The 22,612-nt window shown below is 43.8% G+C and carries 20 protein-coding genes, 1 tRNA gene and 2 pseudogenes; 9 read left to right on the forward strand and 14 right to left on the reverse strand.

Annotated elements, in window-relative coordinates; genetic code table 11:
- Positions 1–39: 39 nt before the first annotated feature.
- Both serA and CHRO_RS34185 read right to left on the reverse strand, forming a co-directional pair.
- Positions 40–1,620 carry a phosphoglycerate dehydrogenase gene (gene serA / locus CHRO_RS04075; RefSeq protein WP_015152915.1) on the reverse strand — a complete coding sequence of 527 codons (1,581 nt, stop codon included), beginning with the start codon at positions 1,618–1,620 and terminating at the stop codon, positions 40–42.
- Between the two features lie 220 nt (positions 1,621–1,840).
- Positions 1,841–1,972 carry a hypothetical protein gene (locus tag CHRO_RS34185; protein WP_281168623.1) on the reverse strand — a complete coding sequence of 44 codons (132 nt, stop codon included), beginning with the start codon at positions 1,970–1,972 and terminating at the stop codon, positions 1,841–1,843.
- Between CHRO_RS34185 and CHRO_RS04080 the strand changes: the two genes are divergently transcribed.
- On the forward strand, positions 1,971–2,483 hold the full coding sequence (locus CHRO_RS04080; RefSeq protein WP_015152916.1) for a hypothetical protein: 513 nt from the start codon (positions 1,971–1,973) through the stop codon (positions 2,481–2,483). The two genes, CHRO_RS34185 and CHRO_RS04080, sit on opposite strands and share 2 nt — an antisense overlap.
- A 52-nt stretch (positions 2,484–2,535) precedes the next feature.
- Here the strand turns inward: CHRO_RS04080 and CHRO_RS04085 are convergent, their stop codons facing one another.
- A complete protein-coding gene (locus CHRO_RS04085; protein WP_015152917.1) occupies positions 2,536–3,693 on the reverse strand; it encodes a glycosyltransferase in 1,158 nt (385 codons plus the stop codon).
- Between the two features lie 708 nt (positions 3,694–4,401).
- Between CHRO_RS04085 and CHRO_RS04090 the strand changes: the two genes are divergently transcribed.
- Positions 4,402–5,181, forward strand: a complete 780-nt coding sequence (locus CHRO_RS04090) for a photosystem II electron transport protein, Sll1252 family (RefSeq protein WP_015152919.1) — start codon at positions 4,402–4,404, stop codon at positions 5,179–5,181.
- Between the two features lie 104 nt (positions 5,182–5,285).
- Here the strand turns inward: CHRO_RS04090 and CHRO_RS04095 are convergent, their stop codons facing one another.
- Entirely contained in the window at positions 5,286–6,065 is a 780-nt protein-coding gene (locus CHRO_RS04095) for an SDR family NAD(P)-dependent oxidoreductase (protein WP_015152920.1), read from the reverse strand.
- A 337-nt stretch (positions 6,066–6,402) separates the two neighbouring features.
- Here CHRO_RS04095 and CHRO_RS04100 point away from each other — a divergent pair, with 337 nt between their 5' ends.
- Together CHRO_RS04100 and CHRO_RS04105 are read left to right on the forward strand one after the other, a co-directional pair.
- Complete coding sequence (locus tag CHRO_RS04100; protein ID WP_015152921.1) at positions 6,403–7,917, forward strand: alanine/glycine:cation symporter family protein; 1,515 nt, start codon at positions 6,403–6,405, stop codon at positions 7,915–7,917.
- A gap of 69 nt (positions 7,918–7,986) precedes the next feature.
- On the forward strand, positions 7,987–8,418 hold the full coding sequence (locus CHRO_RS04105; RefSeq protein ID WP_015152922.1) for a universal stress protein: 432 nt from the start codon (positions 7,987–7,989) through the stop codon (positions 8,416–8,418).
- A gap of 192 nt (positions 8,419–8,610) precedes the next feature.
- Here the strand turns inward: CHRO_RS04105 and CHRO_RS04110 are convergent, their stop codons facing one another.
- The 8 genes from CHRO_RS04110 to CHRO_RS04140 all read right to left on the reverse strand — a co-directional run bounded on the left by CHRO_RS04110 (position 8,611) and on the right by CHRO_RS04140 (position 17,013).
- Positions 8,611–10,113: a GMC oxidoreductase gene (locus CHRO_RS04110; protein ID WP_015152923.1), complete on the reverse strand. Its 1,503-nt coding sequence runs from the start codon at positions 10,111–10,113 to the stop codon at positions 8,611–8,613.
- 9 nt (positions 10,114–10,122) lie between these two features.
- A complete protein-coding gene (locus CHRO_RS04115) occupies positions 10,123–10,731 on the reverse strand; it encodes a cytochrome c oxidase subunit 3 (RefSeq protein WP_015152924.1) in 609 nt (202 codons plus the stop codon).
- On the reverse strand, positions 10,728–12,437 hold the full coding sequence (gene ctaD, locus CHRO_RS04120) for a cytochrome c oxidase subunit I (protein WP_015152925.1): 1,710 nt from the start codon (positions 12,435–12,437) through the stop codon (positions 10,728–10,730). Before ctaD ends, CHRO_RS04115 begins: the two co-directional genes overlap by 4 nt.
- Positions 12,438–12,535: 98 nt before the next feature.
- Positions 12,536–13,522, reverse strand: a complete 987-nt coding sequence (locus tag CHRO_RS04125) for a cytochrome c oxidase subunit II (RefSeq protein ID WP_015152926.1) — start codon at positions 13,520–13,522, stop codon at positions 12,536–12,538.
- Between the two features lie 195 nt (positions 13,523–13,717).
- Positions 13,718–14,314: a DUF2231 domain-containing protein gene (locus CHRO_RS04130; RefSeq protein ID WP_015152927.1), complete on the reverse strand. Its 597-nt coding sequence runs from the start codon at positions 14,312–14,314 to the stop codon at positions 13,718–13,720.
- Entirely contained in the window at positions 14,311–14,808 is a 498-nt protein-coding gene (locus tag CHRO_RS04135; RefSeq protein WP_015152928.1) for a DUF2231 domain-containing protein, read from the reverse strand. The genes CHRO_RS04130 and CHRO_RS04135 overlap by 4 nt, the downstream gene beginning before the upstream one ends.
- Positions 14,809–15,247: 439 nt before the next feature.
- Positions 15,248–15,394, reverse strand: a complete 147-nt coding sequence (locus tag CHRO_RS31585; protein WP_015152929.1) for a hypothetical protein — start codon at positions 15,392–15,394, stop codon at positions 15,248–15,250.
- 449 nt (positions 15,395–15,843) lie between these two features.
- Complete coding sequence (locus CHRO_RS04140) at positions 15,844–17,013, reverse strand: RNA-guided endonuclease InsQ/TnpB family protein (protein WP_015152930.1); 1,170 nt, start codon at positions 17,011–17,013, stop codon at positions 15,844–15,846.
- Between the two features lie 63 nt (positions 17,014–17,076).
- On the opposite strand from CHRO_RS04140, the gene tnpA reads away from it, so the two are divergent.
- A complete protein-coding gene (tnpA, locus tag CHRO_RS04145) occupies positions 17,077–17,475 on the forward strand; it encodes an IS200/IS605 family transposase (RefSeq protein ID WP_015152931.1) in 399 nt (132 codons plus the stop codon).
- Between the two features lie 42 nt (positions 17,476–17,517).
- On the opposite strand, the gene CHRO_RS04150 is transcribed toward tnpA, so the two are convergent.
- The gene (locus tag CHRO_RS04150; RefSeq protein ID WP_015152932.1) at positions 17,518–18,474 is read right to left on the reverse strand and encodes a phytanoyl-CoA dioxygenase family protein; all 957 of its coding nucleotides are present in this window, start codon (positions 18,472–18,474) and stop codon (positions 17,518–17,520) included.
- Between the two features lie 799 nt (positions 18,475–19,273).
- Here CHRO_RS04150 and CHRO_RS04155 point away from each other — a divergent pair.
- From CHRO_RS04155 to CHRO_RS04165, 4 genes and pseudogenes are all read left to right on the forward strand, one after another.
- Positions 19,274–19,347: transfer RNA gene (locus tag CHRO_RS04155), tRNA-Val, on the forward strand.
- Positions 19,348–19,492: 145 nt separating this feature from the next.
- Positions 19,493–20,119, forward strand: coding sequence for a phage integrase SAM-like domain-containing protein (locus CHRO_RS33130; protein WP_219336075.1), 627 nt, complete (start codon positions 19,493–19,495; stop codon positions 20,117–20,119).
- 12 nt (positions 20,120–20,131) lie between these two features.
- Positions 20,132–20,605, forward strand: a pseudogene (locus tag CHRO_RS33135) (site-specific integrase); the annotation flags it as partial.
- Positions 20,606–21,079: 474 nt separating this feature from the next.
- Positions 21,080–21,313 (forward strand): hypothetical protein, encoded by a 234-nt coding sequence (locus CHRO_RS04165; RefSeq protein ID WP_015152933.1) that lies wholly within the window; start codon positions 21,080–21,082, stop codon positions 21,311–21,313.
- On the opposite strand, the pseudogene CHRO_RS35015 reads toward CHRO_RS04165, so the two are convergent.
- Positions 21,310–22,083, reverse strand: a pseudogene (locus tag CHRO_RS35015) (IS1 family transposase). The gene CHRO_RS04165 and the pseudogene CHRO_RS35015 overlap by 4 nt on opposite strands.
- Positions 22,084–22,612: the final 529 nt, after the last annotated feature.

Here is a 22,612-nt window from a genome sequence, read left to right on the forward strand (position 1 = left end):
GCAATTAGCGATTAGCAACTAGTTGCTAATCGCTAATTGCTATAAAGTTACTGTATACGCATCGCGAATGCCTGCAACTTTGGTGATTTCAGTCAAAATCCCATCGGGCAGGGGGTCGTCTAAACTCAGTACCATTACCGCATCGCCGCGCACGATTTTGCGTCCGACTTGCATACTGGCAATGTTGACGTTAAAGCTACCCAGCAGGGAACCGAGTTTACCAATAATTCCTGGCATATCTCGGTGGAGCGTGAATAGCATGTGCGAACTGGGAGGAATGTTGATCGGGAATTCGTCAATGTTGGTAATGCGAATTTCGCCATCACCTAATAGCGCCCCCGTCACCGAATGTTCGCCCATCGAACCCTTGGCTGATAAGTGCAAGGAACCTGCATAATCCCGAATGGCAGCATCTCGCGTTTCAATAATCCGAATACCCCGTTCTTTGGCTTCGACGCTGGCATTGACGTAATTGACTCTTTCTCGCAGTGCTTGAGAAAGCAATCCTTTCAGGGCAGCAACAACCAATGGTTGGCTCTTATTAGTAGCAAGTTCCCCTTGCAGTTTGACATTGAGTAGATCGACTCGTCCCCCAGCCAGCTGACCGACTAAATTACCCAGAGTCTCGGCAAGTTGCATGTACGGTCTGAGTTCTTCCAAAATATCGGGGCTGAGTCCAGGGATATTGACGGCAGAACGGGCTGGTAAGCCTAGCAAGACATCGCGGATTTGCTCTGCTACGTCGATCGCTACGTTGACTTGTGCTTCTGTGGTCGAAGCGCCGAGGTGAGGGGTGAGGATAATTTCTTTTCCTAATGCTCTTAGCGGCGATTCCTTCAAGGGTTCTTCCTCGAAGACATCCAAAGCCGCGCCTGCGATTTTACCCGCCTTAAGTGCTTCTGCTAGCGCCGCTTCATCGATAATGCCACCCCTAGCACAGTTGATAATCCTAGCATTGGGTTTCATTTTAGCCAGTGCCTCGGCGTTAATTAAATGTGTTGTTTCTGGGGTTTTGGGGATGTGCAGCGTAATGTAATCGGCTTCTTGTAGTAGGATGTCTACCTCGACTAAGCGGCAACCTAACTGTTCGGCTCGTTCGGTAGAAATAAATGGGTCGTAGGCGAGTAACTTCATTCCCATCGCTTTAGCCGCCGTAGCAACGTGGGAACCAATCTTTCCTAAACCCACCACGCCAAGGGTTTTTTTGTAGACTTCTGCCCCCACAAAGGTTTTGCGATCCCACTCACCGCGTTTGACAGAAGCGTTTGCATCGGGAATGTAACGCGATAATGCCAGCATCATCGCGATCGCGTGTTCGGCAGCGGCGATCGTATTTCCTTCGGGAGAATTGACGACGACAATTCCTTGGCGGGTGGCAGCAGGTACGTCTACATTATCTACGCCCACACCAGCACGACCGATAATTTTCAGTTGATGCCCAGCTTCGATAATTTCTTTAGTAATGCGACTACCAGAGCGAATCATCAACGCATCATACTCTGGGATCGCCTGTACAAACTGCTCTGGTGTTAGACCGATTTTTACGTCAACAGTAGCAACTTGGGAAAGAATATCAATTCCTGCCTGGTCGATTGGGTCAGATACGAGAACTTTAGCCATGATTAACGATAGGAATCCAGTGGGAAAAAGGCACTATTAATGATAAGTGAACTGTCTGCTCGTGTGAGTAATTTGTTTATCTACTCGCTTTGAGCGACAGCAGCGATACACAAGACCAGGGGTGATTCCAGTAGCGCGTTACTCTCAGCTCAAGGGTTGCCTTTAGTTAGGTTAAGTTGTGCTTTCGGTAATTCGCTGCCGCAGTACGATATTTTAACAGTTAACAGGGAGCAGGGAGTAGGGAGTAGGGAGCAGGGAAGAAATTTATTCTAAATTCTCCTTGTCCTCCTTGTCCCCCTTGTCCCCCTTGTCCCCCCTTGTCCCCCTTGTCCCCCTTGTCCCCAACTTCCATGAATTACCTTATCGCCGTGTTACCCGATCGCATTCAAGCAGAAGCAGCTTCTGTAGCTTTAGAAAAAGAAGGTATACCTACCGATCGCATTACTATTCTTGGTAGAGGATACAAAAGTGCAGATGAGTTTGGCTTGATCGATCCCAACGAGCAAGCTGCTAAGCAAGCAAAACTGATGGCTTTCTGGCTCGTACCGTTTGGTTTTGCCTCTGGAGCTGCTTTCAGCGTGCTGTCTGGTCTAGATACCTTTGCTTGGGCGGGTGAAATCGGCAATCATGTCATTGGTGGTTTACTAGGTGCTGTGGCTGGTGGTATGGGGAGCCTATTTGCTGGTGGTGGCGCTGGTTTGGTGTTTGGTAGTGGCGATGCTTTGCCGTATCGCAACCGTCTCAATGCAGGTAAGTATTTAATTGTTGTTAAAGGCACGGATGGCACACTTCGACAAGCAACGAGCGTACTACGTCGATTTGAACCAGAAAATATCCAAGGCTATGCTGAAACGACTGGCTGATATTCAGTTGTCAGTGTAGAGACGTTACATGTAACGTCTCTACTGTGGTTTTTTAATCCTTGGTCTCTATCTGTGCTTCACAAAGAGTTTTGTAGAAGTTTTTGCCAAATTCGTCGAGATTGAATTCTGTCATAATTCGTTTTTTATGATTTAACAAATACTCTGTATTGTCGCTATTTTTAACTCGCAGTAAAGTCTCTATAGCAGCTTCACTGTCACCAAATTTAAATAACCATTCTTGAGGTAAAATTTCTAACATTCCATCTATGCTAGAAGCAACTATTGGCAAACCATAGTACATTGCTTCTAACATGACTAATGGTAATCCTTCTAGTCGAGAGGGAATGACGAGCATGTCTATGGCAGAGTAGATATATGATAAGTCATTTCCCCAAGGAATAATTTTGACTCTTTCGCTTAAACCAGAAGTTTGAATGAGTTTTTGTAACTTCTCTTCATCTGAGCCATCACCTACGACTAGTAATTTGATATTTTCTAGCTTACTGGCATATTTTGCCATTGAGGTAATGAGAAAGTCATGACCTTTGTGTTTGAGTTCGATTCTAGCAACTAGAGCCACTACATAATCGCTGTTATCTATGCCGTATTTTTGCCGAGATATGTTTCGCTCCTGTCGATGCCATACTCTTAAGTCGGGACCGTAATATACTACAGAAATTTTTGATTTAACTCCCTGCTGAACTAAGTTATATTTAGCCTGAGCGCTAGTCGTAATAAATGCATCTGGCAATTTGTAAAAATGCAAATTAATGAAATCTCTTAATTTAGAGAGTTTGCCTTGCATTAACGATAAAGATTGTGTTAGCGGGATAAAGCTAATTGCTTTAAGGTTAGCTTTTTTCGCTGCTAGCAAACCGAGGGAACTAAGTTCGATCGTGCCTTGAACGACAATGACTACATCGGGTTTGATAATAGAAATAGTTTGAGCAATTTTAGCAACTACGGGAAACGATAATAATGCTCCTAAGTTTCTAAATCTTGCTGCTTTGAACTCTATTGGATAAAGTTCGAGGTACTTAAATTCTCGCACTAGTAAAGTTAAGCGATCGTAAAGTCTTTGATTTCCTTGATAAAACATAAATCCAACCTTGAGGTTGGTATTTTCTAGTAAGTATTTAACTGCATCTATAGCAGAAATACTATGACCGCCAAAGCCGGAGCCATCATCGTAAAATAGTATTCTTTTCATCTTTTTGATTTAGTAGAATTGTAAGAAAATCAAGACAAACTCAACTCACTTCTGAGTGCTATAGCAATCCTATTTGATTCATGAACGTGGAGCAGGCTAGAAGCCTGCCGCAGGCTAGAAGCCTACTTTACAAATCATTTAGAACTGCTATAGCACCCAGAAGATCGATAATCAGTCCATGTCCAATGATGCTCGCCGCTTCAAGGTCTGCATCTTTAGACGCGATGAGCTACACCCAGATGGCGATCGCTGAAGAACACCAACGCCATAATTACTTAATCTTAGAAAGACTTGAGAAATATTTTATACTGCAAACAGTCCAATTATCATATTCTTTATCTTGCGATAAAAGTATCTCTAGATACAGAATAGAATTGAGTTTTTTGCTGTTAACATCTATTCTTTACGCAAGAAATATTTGTGTAAAATATAACATAGAACTATCTGGGCGAAAAGAGTGGAGCTGTGCTGTTCGTGAAGGTAAGGAGCAAATGCAATGTTGGTAACAGATGACTAGTGTTAGGATATCTGCATAGGAAAACGGGCTGGAGATCGAAACACGATCGAGTTTTAGCCTCTCGCAAAGTCTATGCTGCTAACACATGTACCAAAAATAAAAGAAATGACAGCAGTTGGATTTTATGCAGATAACAATAAGTGTCAAACAATATAGAACATATATAGCCAACTAAAGGTTAGAAAATTAAGATGTTGCCGAGAGAAGACTTATTAAAAGGTGTAGAAAATCGAGAAGCTATCGTTCGTGTTATCGATCTAGCAGAGCAAGCAATCAAAACTTGGGAAGTGGTACTCACTGATTTTTTATCGCCCCCAGAGTTAGCTGAGAGTCAGCAAATTTTTAGTCGTTTGACTGACGTACAATTAGTAGCTTGGGGCGGTTATCCTCAAGCAGAACGGCAACGATTAGCGATCGCTCGTGCGGAAGTCCCTCTCGATTCATCCCAAGTGACAGTAGCAGCAATAGATATTGCCGGGAACTTTCTATTTGATACTGCTACCCATCGCGACTTTTTAGGGGCGATGCTAGGCACGGGAATTGTACGGGACAAAACTGGCGATATTATTGTGTTGGGAGAACGGGGAGCGCAAGCAATTGTTGTACCAGAATTAGTAGAATTCTTAGCAATGAATTTAAAGCAAGTGCGTTCCGTTCCCGTCAAAATTCAGCAGATCGAGCTGAGCGAATTAAGAATTAAAGAACCGAAAAAAAAGGAATTAACAACAGTAGAAGCCTCTTTACGATTAGATGCGATCGCTTCTGCTGGGTTTGGGATGTCCCGCAGCAAAATGGTAGATTTGATCGAAGGTGGAGACGTGCGCGTTAACTGGAAAGAAATGAGCCAATCCAGCACTCAAGTCAAAACTGGAGATTTAATCGCTATTCGCGGCAAAGGACGATTAGAAGTGGGAGAAGTCGCCGTCACGAAAAAAGAGCGCTATCGCGTCCAATTAACGCGGTATATGTAATCGGTAATTGATAATGGATAGTTGGTAGTTGGCAATAGATTATTGATAATTCGAGTAGTCGGGTATTCGGAATTAAGTGTTCCCTGTTCCCTGACAACAAAAACTCAACTAAGCTTAAACACTTTTCCAACTAAACTGACTAAAGCTTGGCGCGGTAAAAATCGATAAGCATTAGCACTAATTTTATTTGTCAGTCCCGGAACGATCGAAGAACGGTTTTTTTCTAAAGCTTGAAGTGATTCTTTGACAACTTGCTGAGGTGAAATATAATTTTTAGCGATCGTCTCTGAAAAAGTAGAGGGAAAATCAGCATCTTGGAAGAATTTTGTGTCTGTTGGACCAGGACAAACAGCTAAAATTTTCACGTTATACTTGCGATTTTCTGCCCACAATGCCTCGCTAAAACTGAGGACAAAAGCTTTACTAGCTGCATAAACAGAAAAGTAAGGTATCGGTTGGAATGCAGCAGTAGAAGCAAGATTGATAATACCTCCAGATCGACGCTGGCGCATTCCTGGTAAAAATTTGTGAGTCAAGTCTACCAACGCTAAAACATTCAACTGTACCATTCTGACTTGGCGATCGCCATCTCGTTCGGCAAAATCGCCATAATCTCCAAAGCCAGCGTTATTGATTAATAGATCGATCTCTAATCCCTTTTCCGTTACCGTATTGTATATAGCTGTAGCTGTTTCTGGTACAGTTAGGTCGTGGACGAGGACGTAGACTTGAATTTGATGTTGTGCTTGTAACTGAGCTGCCAGTTGTTGCAATTTATCAGCGGAACGAGCCACCAAAACTAAATCCGTTTGTCGAGAAGCTAACTCATGGGCAAAAATAGCACCAATTCCCGCAGAAGCACCAGTAATCAAAGCTGTTGGCATATTAAAAGTGAGTCGTGAGTTGTAGGGGCGGGTTTAATGTTGAGAATACCGAGTCTAGGACTGGAAATTCTGCGGTGAAACCCGCCCGTACGAGTGAATTGTGAGAGCGATCTATTAGTCAAGTACTTAAGTAATTCTAACGCTTGACTACCAGTTACCAACTACCAGTGACTAATTCCCAAACATCGCAATATATCTATCTTTGGAAGTATATACTACAGCTTATTTTTGATAAATGCTAAAAAATTGTGTCTTAAGAACAGTTTAATTGCGACCTAAAGTTATATTTTCTTAAAATTAAGGATTTTTTGCTAACACTCACAATTAAGAAACGCTGATGAATCACCATAAGCTTTTAAATTGGCTGAGAAAATATCCTTGGCTTTGTTTAGCGTTACTAGCCATACCTAGCACGGCTTACGCTGCTGACGGTAAGCCGACAGGAATCTTAGGGGCAATTGATGCTATCTTTTCCTATCTAGTAGCAGCGCTGTCTCAAATTCTGTTCTTTAGCATTGGCGGAATGCCGTTTATCGTCCTGTGGTTGATTATTGGTGCGGTATTTTTTACAATCCGCATGAGTTTCATCAACTTCCGTGCTTTCGGTCACGCGATTTCTGTCGTGCAAGGACATTACGATAATCCAGCAGAAGCAGGAGAAGTCACTCATTTTCAAGCGCTATCAGCGGCACTATCGGCAACAGTGGGCTTAGGAAATATTGCTGGGGTAGCGATCGCCATTCAGTTAGGCGGTCCTGGGGCAATGTTTTGGATGACTGTCGCAGGGTTGTTAGGGATGTCCAGTAAGTTCGTTGAGTGTACTTTGGGACAGAAGTATCGTATTGTCAAGCCGGATGGTAGCGTTTCCGGCGGGGCGATGTACTACCTATCGCGTGGCTTGGGCGAACTGGGACTGCGTCCTTTGGGTAAAGTGCTAGCACCACTATTTGCTGTGTTTTGCATTGGTGGGTCTTTCGGTGGTGGCAATATGTTCCAGGCAAACCAGTCCTTTGCTGCGGTATCGGGAGTCATACCCTTTTTGCAGGGGCGAAACTGGCTCTACGGTTTAGTCATGGCTGTATTAGTTGCTTTAGTGATTATTGGTGGCATCAAGCGGATTGGTTCGGTGGCTGAGAAACTGGTTCCAGCAATGTGCTTGATCTACATCCTCGCCTCTTTATTCATTATTTTGACGAACATACCTCAGATTCCCAGTGCAGTTGGCACAATTCTCCGAGAAGCCTTTTTCCCACAAGCGCTCGCCGGAGGATTTATTGGGGTATTGGTGCAAGGATTTCGCCGTGCCTCTTTCTCGAATGAAGCAGGAGTCGGTTCGGCAGCGATCGCCCATTCCGCCGCCCGTACCGAAGAACCGATCCGCGAAGGGATTGTGGCATTACTCGAACCTTTCATCGATACTGTCGTGATTTGTAACATGACAGCTTTGGTAGTGGTGATTACAGGTGTTTACACCGACACCAAAGCAGACGGGGCGCAACTCACAAATGTTGCTTTTGCTTCCGCGATTAGCTGGTTTCCAATCGTACTAGCGATCGCCATCTTTCTGTTTGCTTTCTCCACGATGATTTCTTGGAGTTACTACGGCGAACGCAGTTGGGAATACTTGTTTGGCGATCGCACCACTTTAGTTTACAAGGCACTGTTTGTTTTCTTCGTGTTTGTCGGCGCTGTCGTCAACCTCGGTGCAGTCTTAGAATTCAGCGACATGATGATTTTGTCCATGGCTTTCCCTAACATCTTGGGCTGCTTCCTATTGTCAAACAAAGTTGCCGCCGATTTACAAGATTACATGCAGCGCCTCCAAACTGGAAAGATGCCCGTGTTTAAGTGAGCAGTTATTAGGGAGCAGGGAGCAGGGAGCAACTACCAACTACCAATTACCAATTACCAATTTAAAATCATGAGTTGGTTACAGAAAGACCGAGTTTTAGTTCCGATCGATTTTTCAGAAGAGTCTTTTGCGGCACTATCTCCAGCGCGAGAATTTGTGAAGGATGCAAGTCATTTATATGTTCTGCACGTTCTGTCTCACCTGCATCCAGCTGAACCTGGGGCGATGTGGAATACTTTAGACGATCGCTCGCGCCAGCAGCACGTAAAAGAGACTTTGAACAAACGATTTAAAGCTTCGGAGTTTGAAGGAGTTCATATTGGCGTTGCTGTTGGCGACCCCAGTTCGGAGATTCTCGACTATGCTAAGGAGATTAATGCCGATTTAATTGTGATTCCATCGCATGGCAAAACTGGCTTGAGTCGATTTTTTCTCGGTTCAGTAGCAGAACGAGTGATTCGCTATGCTCATTGTCCTGTGGTGGTGTTGAAAAAAAATTAGGTTAGCGGTTTATCAAAATCATCGCGATGTTAATCAATTAAGGCTAATACTTTGCTAAGAGATTAGCCTCAACTGCTTTATAGCGATTCTCGTTATGATGCGATACATTCGTAGGGGCGCACAGCTGTGCGCCCCTACAGATCTTGTATTTCATCGAATTGAAAAAGGCTATATTTTTCATTCAGCAACGCCTTACTTCAACTGCTCGATTAAGCGATCGCCAACCCGCAAAGCATTTGCAATGACAGTCAAGCCAGGACTAACACTGGCGTGAGAAGGGAAAAAACTGCTGTCTACGACATAGAGATTTTGCACTTCGTGGCTGCGACAGTTTAGATCCAATACCGATGTTGCCGGATCTTCCCCAAACCGACAAGTGCCGCACTGATGAGCTACAACTTGTACGGGCATATCGCTGCGCGGATGGGTCGTGCGGTTAAAGACATTGGGCTGAGACTGCTCGACGCTTTTTAATACATCAACCCAACGATATACTAGGCGATCGTGCGCTTCTACATTATTCGCCGTGTAATCAATTCGCAGTTTGTCTCCCACATAGCGAACGCGATTGTTGGGATCGGGCAAATCTTCTGTTTTCAACCACCAACCGATTGAATGAGTTGCCAACTGTCGCAAGCCGAAACTTGGCATCAGCCTAGATAATGCCGATAAAATTGGTGGTGCTTCGGCAAAAATGACATCTTGAAAAATGCCACCGGAGTTTTGTACGTGACCCATCGGATACGGAAAATCTTTATCTCCCCAATAAAAATCGTTTAGCCCTAGCGTGCGGGAAAACGACCCAGAATTAGCGGTAGAGGTTAACTGCACCACAACCGACAGCAGTTGTTTCATCAAATTTCGCCCCACCTGACCGGAGCCATTTGCAATTCCATCAGGGTGTTTTTCGTTGGCAGACCGCAGCAGCAATGCCGCCGAGTTCACAGCACCACAGGCAAGCACTACAATATTGCCTAAAAATAAATAGGACTGTTCGCCAATTTTTGCTTCAACTGCTTTAATCTGAGATCCTGATGGGTTGGTATGCAGACAAACAACCTGAGCAGAGGTTTTAAGCGTCACGTTTTCGCTGTTGAGGATGGGGCTAACTCCGGTGTCTTCAGCATCGGTTCTACCGCGATTGCCCAACCCTAGCGGCAAATGAACGGGATGCAACCCCTGCTGAGAAAGAGTGTCACCAATATGTTGCACCATCGGCTCATGAGCAACTTCCCCAAAAGGATAGGCTTGGCTATGGGGTGGCTCAGTGGGGTCATCTTCGATTTTACCGTGTACTTGATACAACTTCTCAGCTTCGGTGTAGTAAGGCTCAAAGTCCTGATATTTCAACGCCCATGCCGGAGAAACCCCACCCTGATGCTGTACTTGCTCAAAATCACGTTCGCGCATTCGCTGCAAAACGCCACTCCAGATTTTTGTATTGCCACCAACTGCATAATACGTTTGCGGATAAAACGGTTCTCCTGCGTTGTCGTACCAGGGTTCTGGCGCGTGAAATTGCTCTTTTTTAAAAACTTCTGTATCGACCAACTCCGAACTTTCACGATGGATCAGTTCTCCGCGATCGAGCAGCAAGATCTTTTTACCAGTTGATGCCAGCTTGCGCGCCAGCGTCCCGCCGCCTGCACCCGTACCAACAATAATTACGTCATAGTATTGGTCGTCAATTATCATAGGACTCTCCTACTGCCAAACATAAATTAGCGTGTACAACACGATCCAAATGACATCGACAAAGTGCCAGAATAAGGACGTTGCTTCAACACCAAAATAACCGTTATCGTAGTTACCCGGGATAAACGATCGCCCCAACATTAATGTTTGCAGCAGAATTCCGGTGAGAACGTGCAAGCCATGAAATCCAGTTAATAAAAAGAACGTACCACCGAACAAACCCGACTGGTAGCTAAATGGTAAACTGCGCCATTCCACAGCTTGCCCAAAGAGGAAATAGCTACCCATCGCCATAGTAGCTAACAGAAATAGGCGAAAGCCCCACAGTTTTTGATCGTGTAAATAACGCTCAGCCACGTAGATGACAAAGCTACTGGATACCAGCACGAGCGTATTAATGAATGGATCTCTGGTTTCCAAGCCAGTCACACCTGGTGGATACCAGTCTAGGGTAGTGGTTTTGTAGACAATGTAACCCGTAAAGAAGCTCAGGAAAATGACACTTTCCGACAGCAGAAACACGATAAAGCCAAACTTACTATTGCCTGCTGCGTCATGCTCCTGGTGCTGTCGAACGTTAGCTTCAGTATCTTGCGCGATCGCTCTTTCTGCTGTCATGATGTTTGCTGCTGCGTCAGAGATTCAGGAAATTGAGTCAAGCCTGGATTGGGAATGTTCCCTACCAAGGGTTGGTTCCTACCGTAGCCGTAGGGACCCGAAACCACAAGCGGTGTTTCTTCAAAGTTTTCCACGGTTGGTGGTGAAGAGGTAAGCCACTCTAAACCGTATGCCCGCCAGGGATTGTTGCCTACTTTCTCGCCCCGAATCCAAGAACTCACCATGTTGAGAATAAATGGTAGCGTAGACAGCCCCAACAGAAAACCGCCAATACTTGCTATAACATTCCAGTAGGCAAATTCCAGGTCGTAGGATGCAACACGGCGGGGCATTCCCATCAATCCAGCAGGGTGCATCGGTAGGAAGGTTAACGCCGTTCCCAGGTAGGTCAAGGCAAAGTGCAGTTTACCCAGCCCTTCATAATACATGCGTCCGGTCATTTTAGGAAACCAGTGATAGATTCCGGCATAAATGCCCATGACGATCGCGCCATACAGCACGTAATGGAAATGTCCGACCACAAAATAAGTGTTGTTGACGTGAATATCGATCGGCACAGAAGCCAGAAAAATTCCGGTAATTCCCGCAAATAACCAATTACTAATACCACCGAGCGCAAACAGCATCGGCGTGGTGAAGCGAATCTTCCCACCCCAAATCGTTGCCACCCAGCCAAAGACTTTAATGCCGGAAGGAATGGCAACCAGCATCGATGTCACCATGAAGAGTATCCGCATCCAACTAGGGGTGGCACTGGCAAACATGTGATGCACCCACACCAAACCACTGACAACCGTAATTAAGATCGATGATGCCGCAATCACCCGATAGCCGAATAAGGGCTTACGGGCATGAACGGGCAGAATTTCGGAAAACATCCCAAATGCTGGCAGAATCATCACATAGACTGCCGGATGGGAGTAAAACCAGAAAAAGTGTTGGTATAAGATGGGATTACCGCCCCGCTCTGGTGCAAAAAAACTGGTGCCGATCGTGAGATCGAGCAATAGCATGATTGCCCCTCCAGTTAGGGCAGGCAGTCCATACAGTTGAATTAACTGTGCTGCCAGCACCGACCAGACAAAGGCAGGTGTTCTAAACCAAGTCATTCCTGGCGCACGCATTTTGAAGATGGTAGTGACGAAATTCACCCCACCCATGATGGAAGATACCCCCGAAATTGCCACTGCCAAAATCCATAACACCTGTCCGTTCAGCAGATTGCCAGTCGGGTTTTGCAAACTCACAGGCGGATATGCCCACCATCCCGACTGCGATGGACCTCCTGGTACTAGGAAACTGGCTAGCATCAGAATGCCTACTACAGGAACCATCCAAAACGAAACCGCATTGAGCCGAGGAAATGCCATATCTCGCGCTCCAATCATCAGTGGCACGAGATAATTTCCCAATCCCACTAAAACGGGGAACGTCCACATAAACAGCATGATCGAGCCATGCATTGTGAACAGCGCGTTATAAACAGTGCGATCGACCAGATCGGCATCGGGGGTAATCAGTTCGCCCCGCATAATCATCGACAACGTGCCACCGATTAGGAAAAAGAAGAACGATGTGACGATGTATTGAATGCCAATGACTTTGTGATCGGTGCTGAAGGTGAAGAATCGCTTCCAGTTATCGGGTGCGCCTGGGTATGGCTGTCCGCGCACGGCTTCTGGAGCCTCGATCGAGATGTTTGTCATAAGTTATTAAGCAAGTTAAAAGTCAAAAGTCAAAAGTTAAAATTGCGAAACTCACGATCGCGAATTATGAATTACGAATTACAAATTATTTGGTTACATCAGGCAGGTGGACTATTCGGTTCGTGCTTAGGGGCATAATTTACTACAGGTGGCGATGCAGGTGGGATAGTGTCCCAACCGCGAACGGCTACCTTGTCTTTCGTTGTCCCAGAGCGATCGTTGGCTCGGCTGTACTCAAAAGCAGCCCGATTAAAGGCAGGTGTGGGCGACCCAGCGGCAGCATCGGCAAGCCATTGTTGATATTCGTTGAATGGCTGAACGACGACATCTGCTTGATTTGCGGCAAAGTAAGTCCCGCTAAACATCGAATCGCGCAGGCGATAGGTTCCAGTTTTCACAGGAGTCAGTTCAAAATCGATTTCGTGGTTAGGAACGACATCTTGCTTCAGGCGAAATGCCGGAATGTAAAAGCCGTGCAACACATCCTGCGATCGCAACGTAAATCGCACGCGGCGATCGACTGGTAAATGTAACTCAGTGCTGGTGATATCCTGTTTTGGATAATGGAAAATCCATGCCCATTGCTTAGCGGTCACGTCAATTTGCTCGATGGGAGCGGTTTCTACTGCATTCTGAATTTCCTGCTGAGGCTTGCTGTCAAAGGGTTCGGCGTAAGCAGGCTGCATCATCTGAGGCATATGCAAGTGTACCAGTTCCATCGGACCCCGCACCGCCATTTTTTCGTAAGTCCGATAGCTCACAAAGGAAAGTGTTAACACCAAAACTAATGGTACTGCCGTCCAAATAATTTCCAGCCAGGTGTTGCCTTCTATCGGGGGACCATCGCTCATGTCATACTTACTGGCTCGATGAAAAACCAACGAGTAAAGGAAAGGTCCAATTACACCTAAGTAAATGAATGTGCCTAACCCAGTAAAGAGACTGAATAGATCGTCTAGCAACTTTGCTTCTGCTGCTGCTTCTGGCGGAAACCAAGAATAGGATTGCTTCGCCATCCACAAGCTTGTCATAGCGACCAGGATGGCATAGACCGTCATTATTAGAATTGCACGAAGTTTCATCATGACAGCGATCGCACCATAGTTAGAACAGCGAACTGAGAGGAGAAGGCAGGGAGAAGAGAGCTTATGATGCTCTCGGGAGCTGAGGGAGCTGAAAGGACAAGGGGGACAAGGGAGACAAGGGAGACAAGGGAGAAAAATTATAGCTTCTGATTCCTGACTCCTGTTTTGACTTTTGCCTTTTGCCTTTTGCCTTCCCTAGAGTTGATTGGGATTTTCGCCTAAGTGCAGCATTTGATCCGCTGTGACGTGAATGCCAAATTCGGCACCCAGATGTGCGCCCAGCGTTCCCTGCACAAACATCAGAGCAAAAACAAATAAACCAGCAGCGAGATAACTCCACTGTACCTGTCTTGCCATGTCTTTGCGCCACTGATAGCGTTGAAAGCCTCGCCAAACGGTCATTCCCACGATTAAGGTCAAAATCATCACCCCCCCTACACCGTGTAGAATCATCGTTTCCAAGGCATGAAGCCCCCAGGCACTGGTGACATCCGCTAGCGGTACAGCCAAAGCAACTTCAAACACACCAGCCATAACCGTAAAAAAGGTCACGATCGCCGATGCTAAAAGGTTATACCAACCGACATCAAACAGCGCCGAGCGGGTAACGGGAATTGCTAGAAACTTAAAAACTGCTTTCTCGACGGGAAACAGTACCCCTACAATGTCAAAGGCGATCGCTACAATGAATAACCCTAGCGTTAGATGCACCAGATTGGGATGGATGGGAATTGGGTAGGGCAACCCATTAACTCCCAAGCTACCCCACTGTTCCAGTAAGTCTGGATTCATAATATACCTCCTCTGATTGCCTCTACGACAGGAATCGTATGCAAGCCATAGACCCACACGAGTAAGCTGCCCAGGTATGTCTGAATACAAACTAGCCCAACTAGCAGCACGCTCGCTGCGAGATAAGGAAGGGGTAGCTGCGGTCTTTCCTGCAACCGGATCACGTAGCGCCATGCGGTGACGACTGCTAGAATTCCTGAGAGCGACCAGCCCAAAATTGTATGAGCATTCAGCGTTGAAACAGATGCAGCGTAAGGTTCTGCCAGACCTGCCTCAATTTGTCCAAAAATAATTGCAATGAAGATCGAAACTGTTGCGAAGGTCAGATTCCACCAACTGACTTCATACAATTTGGAATTTTTGGTGAAATACCCCAGGAGATCGCAAAATACTGCAAACAGCACCATAGCGATCGCGAAATGCACCACGATTGGGTGAATGGTATCGGGATAAGGAAGGTTATGCTCGTTGAGAGGCGGAAGATACTTAAACACAGATTTTCAGAGTAATACAGTGACAGCGAGCAGTTATAGTGAAACGAAAGGATTGGGTTGCTAAAAATTATCGCAGACAGAATAACTACTGGTGTAGAAGCAGAGTAGGCAGTAACTCCAAAAATTTGAGCAATAATTTTGACTTACTTCTAAAGTATCTCCTTTTGCAACTCCAGACACTTATCCCCTTTCTAATTTAATTGTTTAGGTTTCTGTACGACAGTGAATATCTCAAATCTCAACGCCAGCCCAGCAGTATAATTTCACACTTGAGATAGTTGCCACTTGAACGTAGGTCAAAATAGTTTTCTAGAGAACATTATTTTGACCCACCCCTTTTTGCACCACAACCGCTATTCTGGTGGTCATTTAACTGTATATTTAATGTACAGAAATAGCTCGTAGTTTATAAATCGAACTCATACCCAATCGTATAGTTTTAATTGCGCCGCTCTAGTAAGCTATTTTTTAAGACTTCTATGAACTGCCAAAATCTAGGTAATTTTTGAGCAGCCTTTTGTCTTGGTAGCTTCGCACAAACTTCTTCTGGTGACCAGAAGTGGTCGTCAAAGTCGTAGTATCCCATGAGATCTCTTTCCTGACTTACTCGATTTCTACTATGTCAAGAGGATTGGAAGATAGTGAATAGCCTTCCCATCAGAATGCCTCGATTCGTAGTCTCTTGTCTTCATACAAGTGGAATAGTCAATGACAAAACTCATAAGCGCACTGCTTAAGTAAGATTAATTTACTACTATCAACAGGAGGAATTTTAGGATTGTTATTACCTATAGATAGTCTGATAAATAATTGAGCAGCAAGAAAGTTCAAGTTGGAAGAATTGCCAGCAATAGATTCTGTATTCAAATATTCCCGATCTCATGTATCTTTTATATCTTCGTTCTGGACGTGAAGTTAAGTATGGTCGCATAAAAGTAGAGACTATTTTGAAGTCAGCTGGCTAGAGTTCAACAACAAAGATTGACGACTCCCCATGCTTTCGCTTCACTTCGTTCCGCTAAAAGCAGGGGATTCTTAAACACCATTGCTGATATTTAAGCGACACTGGAGATGAGGGACAAATCTCACACCAGAGGGCATCGCCATAATGCCAACTACGGGGGAACCAAAGTTCCCCAGATACTTTGCTCGGATGTTGTACGAACCAACTCCGTCGCGGTCGAATTGAAAACCACATTTACAAGTGTACGTGCGCCCAGATGGTTTGTGCCGCTTGCCGCAAGCTGGACAGGTTTGGGAGCTGTAGGCTTCGTCTTGAAGTACAACTTTCATGCTAAGTTTTTCGGCTTTGTACTCCACCATCCATCGATACTTGCCAAAACTCCAAGAATGCAGTTTTTGATTAGTTTTTGCGCCATACTTAATCGAGCTTCTGATATCCCGTATATCGCCAATCACAACCGTTTGCACCCCTGCCTTAAATAGGGTGGAAACAAGGTGGCTAGACTGCTTGTGCAGAATATCGTTGATTTGATTATCCAATTGTCGAATTATTCTGTGTTTTGTGGCAACAAGCGATTTCCTCCTTTTGCTTCCTCTCTTGGTTTTTGAAATTTTCGCATCAATTCTAGCTATAGTTTTTGCTCTATACCTAACCTTAGAACGCATTAATCTACCACTGTATATTGTGGTATTTTCACCATCATATACGGTTGCAGTTCTAACTTCGCCTTGGTCGATAGCAGCTACTTTTTCTCCTGTTGGGCTGGCTATGGCAGTAGTGGGATAAGTAGCTCTTAGTTGATAGCCTTTGCCTTTTTTCCAGCCAATTTCTACTTGTTTTGGTTTGTTCCATTGCCAAGGTATAACTAGAGCTGGATTACCCTTGCCATTAGACAAATGAAGTAATCCGTCTTTTACCTTGATTGCAGCAGACTTCCAAGTGATTTTGTAGAAATACTTGCGACGACGAGGGTATTTAGCTTCGGTAGAACCCGCTTTCTTTCTGGCATTAGCAGACTTGATACTACTGTAGAAGTTGCCAACTATTGCATCAGAAGTATGAGCGTGTAACTGGTTTGAAATACAGAGTTTTTCCATCCCGTATTGAGACAAAAATATACCTTTCTTTCTGACTATTCGCCAGTAAGTAGCAAGGGTACGACTGTACAATTCTCCCGCAGCTCTTGCTAGTACATATAGTTGTTCTGTTTTCTCTAGATTTAGCCTTTTTGTCTGGTACACATTAACTTAGTTATGTACTTGTGATATTATACAGCTTGTAGCTAAATAACACAAGTATCAATCTTGACCAGCGATTTCAAGTCTAATAAAAATATTGTTTATTCATGCAAGTACCACATAATCTGGTGTCCGAAGTATAGGCGACGGGTACTAAAAGATGGTGTGGATACTCGCTTAAAAGAAATCCTACTATCAATAGCTAAAGAGATTATGGTAGAGATTCTAGAAATGGAAATCATGCCCGACCACGTACACTTGCTGGTTGATATAGACCCGCAGTTCGGAGTACACAAGGCAGTTAAGCGATTCAAAGGCGCGTCCTCCCGTTATCTACGGCAAGAGTTTCCGCACCTAAAAAGCAGGCTTCCTACTCTTTGGACTAACTCCTACTTTGTCGCTACTGTTGGAGGTGCGCCCCTGAACGTAATCAAACAGTATATTCAAAATCAGAAAGAAACTTGACGGCGAATGAATTCGCCTGCGGCTTATCCCCATAAATAGAATTTAGGGGCTTGCGCCGCGACGAACTCGGTCATCCCGATCGCCTAACACCCCGTAGTCGTTGATAGAGAAATGTATCGCTAAAATCAGCCGATCTCCCTTCGTTGGTGGCAATCCTTTGTGAACGCAAAATGGATCTTCCACAAAGCCAAACCCCGCCGGACCACAAATTGTCACAATCCTAGAAGTACCGTAGTAATCAATCACATCTTGCTCGGAACGCAACCGCCACAAGCTGAGAAGATAGGCAAGTTTTTTCTGACGATGACTGCCACGAATACATACATGCGGTCCATTAGCTAAGGTAGTGTCACTTAAGTAGAAGTAAAATCTAAGACAACGGTAATCTTCAAGGTCGTGATGAAACACTTGCCCAATCGCAGCCGTAGATTCATAAATTGCTGCTGTTGGGGGAAAACTCCACCACAGCCAACTACCAGCATGAACCGATTCTACTTTTAAATATTTCGCAGCAATATTTAATAGCTTTGGGTCGCGAGCCAGTTTCTCAATTGCTGGACATAGCAAGCTGGCATTGTAATATTTCCCTAGTCGAAAAGATTGACCGTATGAACTCTGCGCCGCTAGCCTTTCTTGATAAGCAAAACTCAAGCGTAAATTCCCGTCTCCGTAGCAATTATTACGCTCTGCAAACTCACGGATTTCTCTCACCCAGCTATCTGGTAGATGAATCCCCAAGTACAATCCGTCAGCGATTAAAGATTTAACTACTTCATCAGTATTGAGGTGACTAAACACCGAATCCTTTTCCTCGTAGACTTTAGCGGTTCGTTGACGCTGATAGTAATTTAACATCATGATTTGGATCGAGCTAAAGCGACCAAATACATACATAAATAACCATTGAGGAGTTCTAGATAAATACTTTTTGAGTACGCCAATATAGTAGTAGCTACAGCTTTTTAGTCGAGTTATTAGCAGCAGATTTTGCTCGCGCATCAGCACTTTGCTCACACCTAAAATTAGTATTTGGCAGAAAGTCAAAATCAAGCGATCGAACGCAGAATATCACAAGTGTCAGCTAACATTAGTTTCCCCCTTTACAATTCACATATTAAGGCATTGCCAAACGATGATGAAAAAATCTAGTTGAGTATAGCAGCAATTTACTGCTCCGAGAATCTTGACAGAGCCGGACAAAAATTACATAAATTCTTAAGACATTCTCATTCAGATTTTCTGTAAAAGTAACTCGATTCGGGTCGATGAGTGGGAGAAAAAGTCTTGGTAATTATCTTCATCTGCGTATGCAGCTAGTCCAGAAAGAACTCAAACCATGATAGCTAAACTTGCACTCCTATCACTACTAATAGAGATATATAGCAATCCTATTTGATTCATGAACGTGGAGCAGGCTTCTAGCCTGCCGCAGGCTAGAAGCAGACTTTACAAATCATTTAGAACTGCTATAGGCGAGCAAGTATGACTTCCTACATCTTTACTTTCGGCTTATTCTCGACTGATACTAAAAACTTGTCAATTCAGAAGTAATCTCACGCTCTGTCAATCCCAAAAAGTTCAGGAAAGTGTAGGAGTTAACTATCGTTCTGATACTATACCGCTGTTGCAATATCCCGTTTATTGTTATGGTCTCCACCAGGGATCGGGTTAAAGCTGTATCGCTTGCCTCCAAAGCTGAACTTAAGCTGTATCGAGCTGTTATGGTTAATAGGTTTTATTTCTCTCATGTGTCCCAAAGGTGTCTCATATGTTATCCTTAGAAAAGTCAAAATCACACGGACGTATAGCTCAGTTGGTTAGAGCGCTACGTTGACATCGTAGAGGTCACTGGTTCGAATCCAGTTACGTCCATCCCCTGAAACCCTTTCTACATCAGCCTTTGATACTTACGCCAGGTTGATTTCAGTCACATTGCCATTCTCAATAAACACTTCCAAAGTGGTCAGATTTGAACACTTATGGTCATAGATTGGTAGACAAGTGGTAGACAAGGCAGATGGACAAAGTTAAGGGAACAGTCAAAGTTGGAGTAGATAAAGGTTGGCTAAGGTTGCGGTGGACTCATGAGGGGAGAAGGTATGCACTGACTCTGGGGCTACCTGATTCAGCTGTAAATCAGAAATTTGCTCAGCAGAAAGCGCGTCAAATTGAGTTAGATATTATTAGCGGTCACTTCGACGCTAGCTTGAGACGATACAAGCAGCAAAAAAGTTTGAAAATACCAGCTATAGATTTGTTTGAACAATTCACCTCGGCAAAGTCGAAGCAGGTCGATCCTAAAACGCTAATGAAGTACAGTGCTACTAGCAAGCATGTGGACAAATACTTTCGAGACAAAGCAGCAGAGGCAATATCAATAGAGGATGCACATAAGTTCATCGAATATTTGAAGCAGCACATCAGCAGCCGTACTCTCAAGGAATGGGTAGGTTTACTTAAAGCAGCGTGGCAATGGGGAGAAAAGCAGGGAATTATCAGTCAAAATCCTTGGGCGACTGTAATTAAAAGTATCAGAGTCTCTCCTAAGCAACCACCTAAACCATTTTCTCAGGAAGAAATCAGATCCATTATTCAGGCATTCAGGAACGATCGCTATTACCATTGCTATGCTGATTATGTATAATTCCTATTTAGTACAGGCTGTCGTACTGCTGAAGCAATTGGCTTGAGATGGAAGCATATAAGCGACGATTGTTCGAGTGTTTGGATCGGTGAGAGCCTAAGTCGTGGTACTAGGAAATCAACTAAAAATAACCGAGCCAGGACTCTAACTTTGAATTTTACACTTCAAACAACATTACTAGCTCGAAGACCGCTCAATTTTCAACCTGATGATTTGGTTTTTACGAGTCCAACTGGTAAGCCTATTAATGATTGTAATTTCAGAAAAAGAGCTTGGAAGACAGTACTGACCCGACTAGAAATTGACTATCGCAAGCCTTACTCGACGAGAAGTACGCTAGTTTCTCATGCTCTCGATTTAGGGATGAATCCGGTCACGGTTGCTGTTTTAACGGGGCATAATGTAAGAACGCTGTATGAAAACTATGCTGGAAATGTGAATAGTAAACCAAGACTACCAAATCTGTTAAGTGTAGATGATAGTTAATTTCAGATTTGTCGATATTTTTGACGAGGTAACATGACAAGAATTGCAGCATTCTAATTTGTAGTTTATTGTAGTAGGAGAATAGCAAATTATTGCTTCTCAATCTAGATATAAAAACAACAGAAAGCATTCCAAGATTTTTTGATAGTAGAGTTGACTAAAATAAAGTGCAGTACTCAAAGCATAATTTCATATAGTTTTGCGCTTCTACTTTTTCTCTATTTATCTGTTTACTAAGTTTCTAGAAGATGACCCTATATTCTGTTTATTTTTTCATTTCCAACAAGAAATATTTACAAATTTGTCATGGATTGTTTGAGTTTGATAGAATTCAAAGCGATCTAATACTTTGACTTTTATAGTATTGAAATAACAGCTCTATCTCTAACCTAATACGTGCTATCTAGAAATAACAATTGTTATAGTGAACTTTTCAACAGTAGATTTCCACACATTAGTAACATCAGCCAATTTATGCTATCTAAAAAGGTTTTCATTCGAGAATACACGGTTCGCGCTCACGATCGCACGATTCACACTCGCCTTTATAAATTCATTTGCCAGCAATATAACCAACCCACGGAGCGAGAAACGTATGGTTCTCGACCCCTGTATTGTGAAATTTGCCATCCGCCTCTATCTAGCGCAGTAGAAGATCCAAAACATAGAAAGAAGGGAGATGTTGTAGAGGTGTTGATGAAGGATTAAATTGACAAGCCAAACTCGTAGCGGTTAATCAATAGCCCAATCACAAGATCGTGCATGAGAACCGTCTTGGAAAAACAGATTGTTCTCCGCGCTAAACGTTTAATCCGGGGCGCGGAGATTTAAATGCTTGTTTTCTATTTTTTGTGTGTTTTGTTTACCAACTTCATGCTTTGATGTGTCTAAATGACGTTCATATGCCCCCCAATCATCAGTGTAATAGCGGCTAATCCCAAAAGGTTGTAACAATGCTTTTAATTGAAGAAAAACTCGATCTTTACGAGTGCCGAAGATGTCAGCTAAGACTTTTCCGCTTGCACGGTTAATGGCGTGCCACAACCACGCAATGATATCGCTTTTTTTCCGACAAAACTCCACATCTCATCTAGTTCAGATTCTCTCTGTTTCTCTGTTTCGTTTAGATTCACTAGACAAATATCTACTGCAACTGATGCGGACTCCAGTTGCTTTAACAGTGATAAATTTACTTGTTATAGTTGTTGTTTCTTTTTTTAATTCTTTGATAACAGTGCTAGTACTAACATGCAACACTCGTGCTGTATCTCGAATGCCACTGCCATTAATTGCCATGTCTACAATCTGCTCTTTGACTTTTCTAGATTGACCTGAAGGGAGCATAATGGCGCATTGAATGTTCGACCATCGCAAGCTGTTTCTCAACATTGATAGCGTTGCTTCCCTTGCGAAGTCTTGCCATTTTTAACAAGATCTGTTCCCTGGCAGTAAGGACAATCTAGTACTTGTGTAATCATGGCTACTCTTAATACAGTTGATGTTGCTACTTTTGCAGCGGAAATTATTATATCAACAATTCTACAACATCTCTCATGGAACAAACAGTTGAATGATTTCGAGCTGATTTTTCAACTAGGCAAAATAAGAGTAAAACAACTGTATAGCTAGTATGTGCTAAAAGTTGTGTAGAAACATCAATTATCTTTTGAGGCTTCTGTATTTCAAATCAAATCTCTCTCGTTAGGTGCTACGATCGCAGCAGTCTTAGAAACTGCTTCTAAGTATTTGACTAGCTGCTGCTATTTGCTATCTCAATTGTTCTTGTGTGGAAAAACCTTGATTTACCAATACTCGTAAAAAGTTTTTCTGCAAGTTTCTAGCAGCATACTATTTGGATTGTTGCGTTGCTATGCAGCATTAGAATTCCTACTCATCGTTCGTTCTGAGAACTCTGCTATTCAGCTATTCATTATTAAGCGATCGCTCAATTTAACTAACAATTTCTGGTTAACTAACAATTTCTGGAGGCATGGCAGCTAGCACAGT

It is taken from the genome of Chroococcidiopsis thermalis PCC 7203 (assembly GCF_000317125.1).
GTDB classification, from domain to species: domain Bacteria; phylum Cyanobacteriota; class Cyanobacteriia; order Cyanobacteriales; family Chroococcidiopsidaceae; genus Chroococcidiopsis; species Chroococcidiopsis thermalis.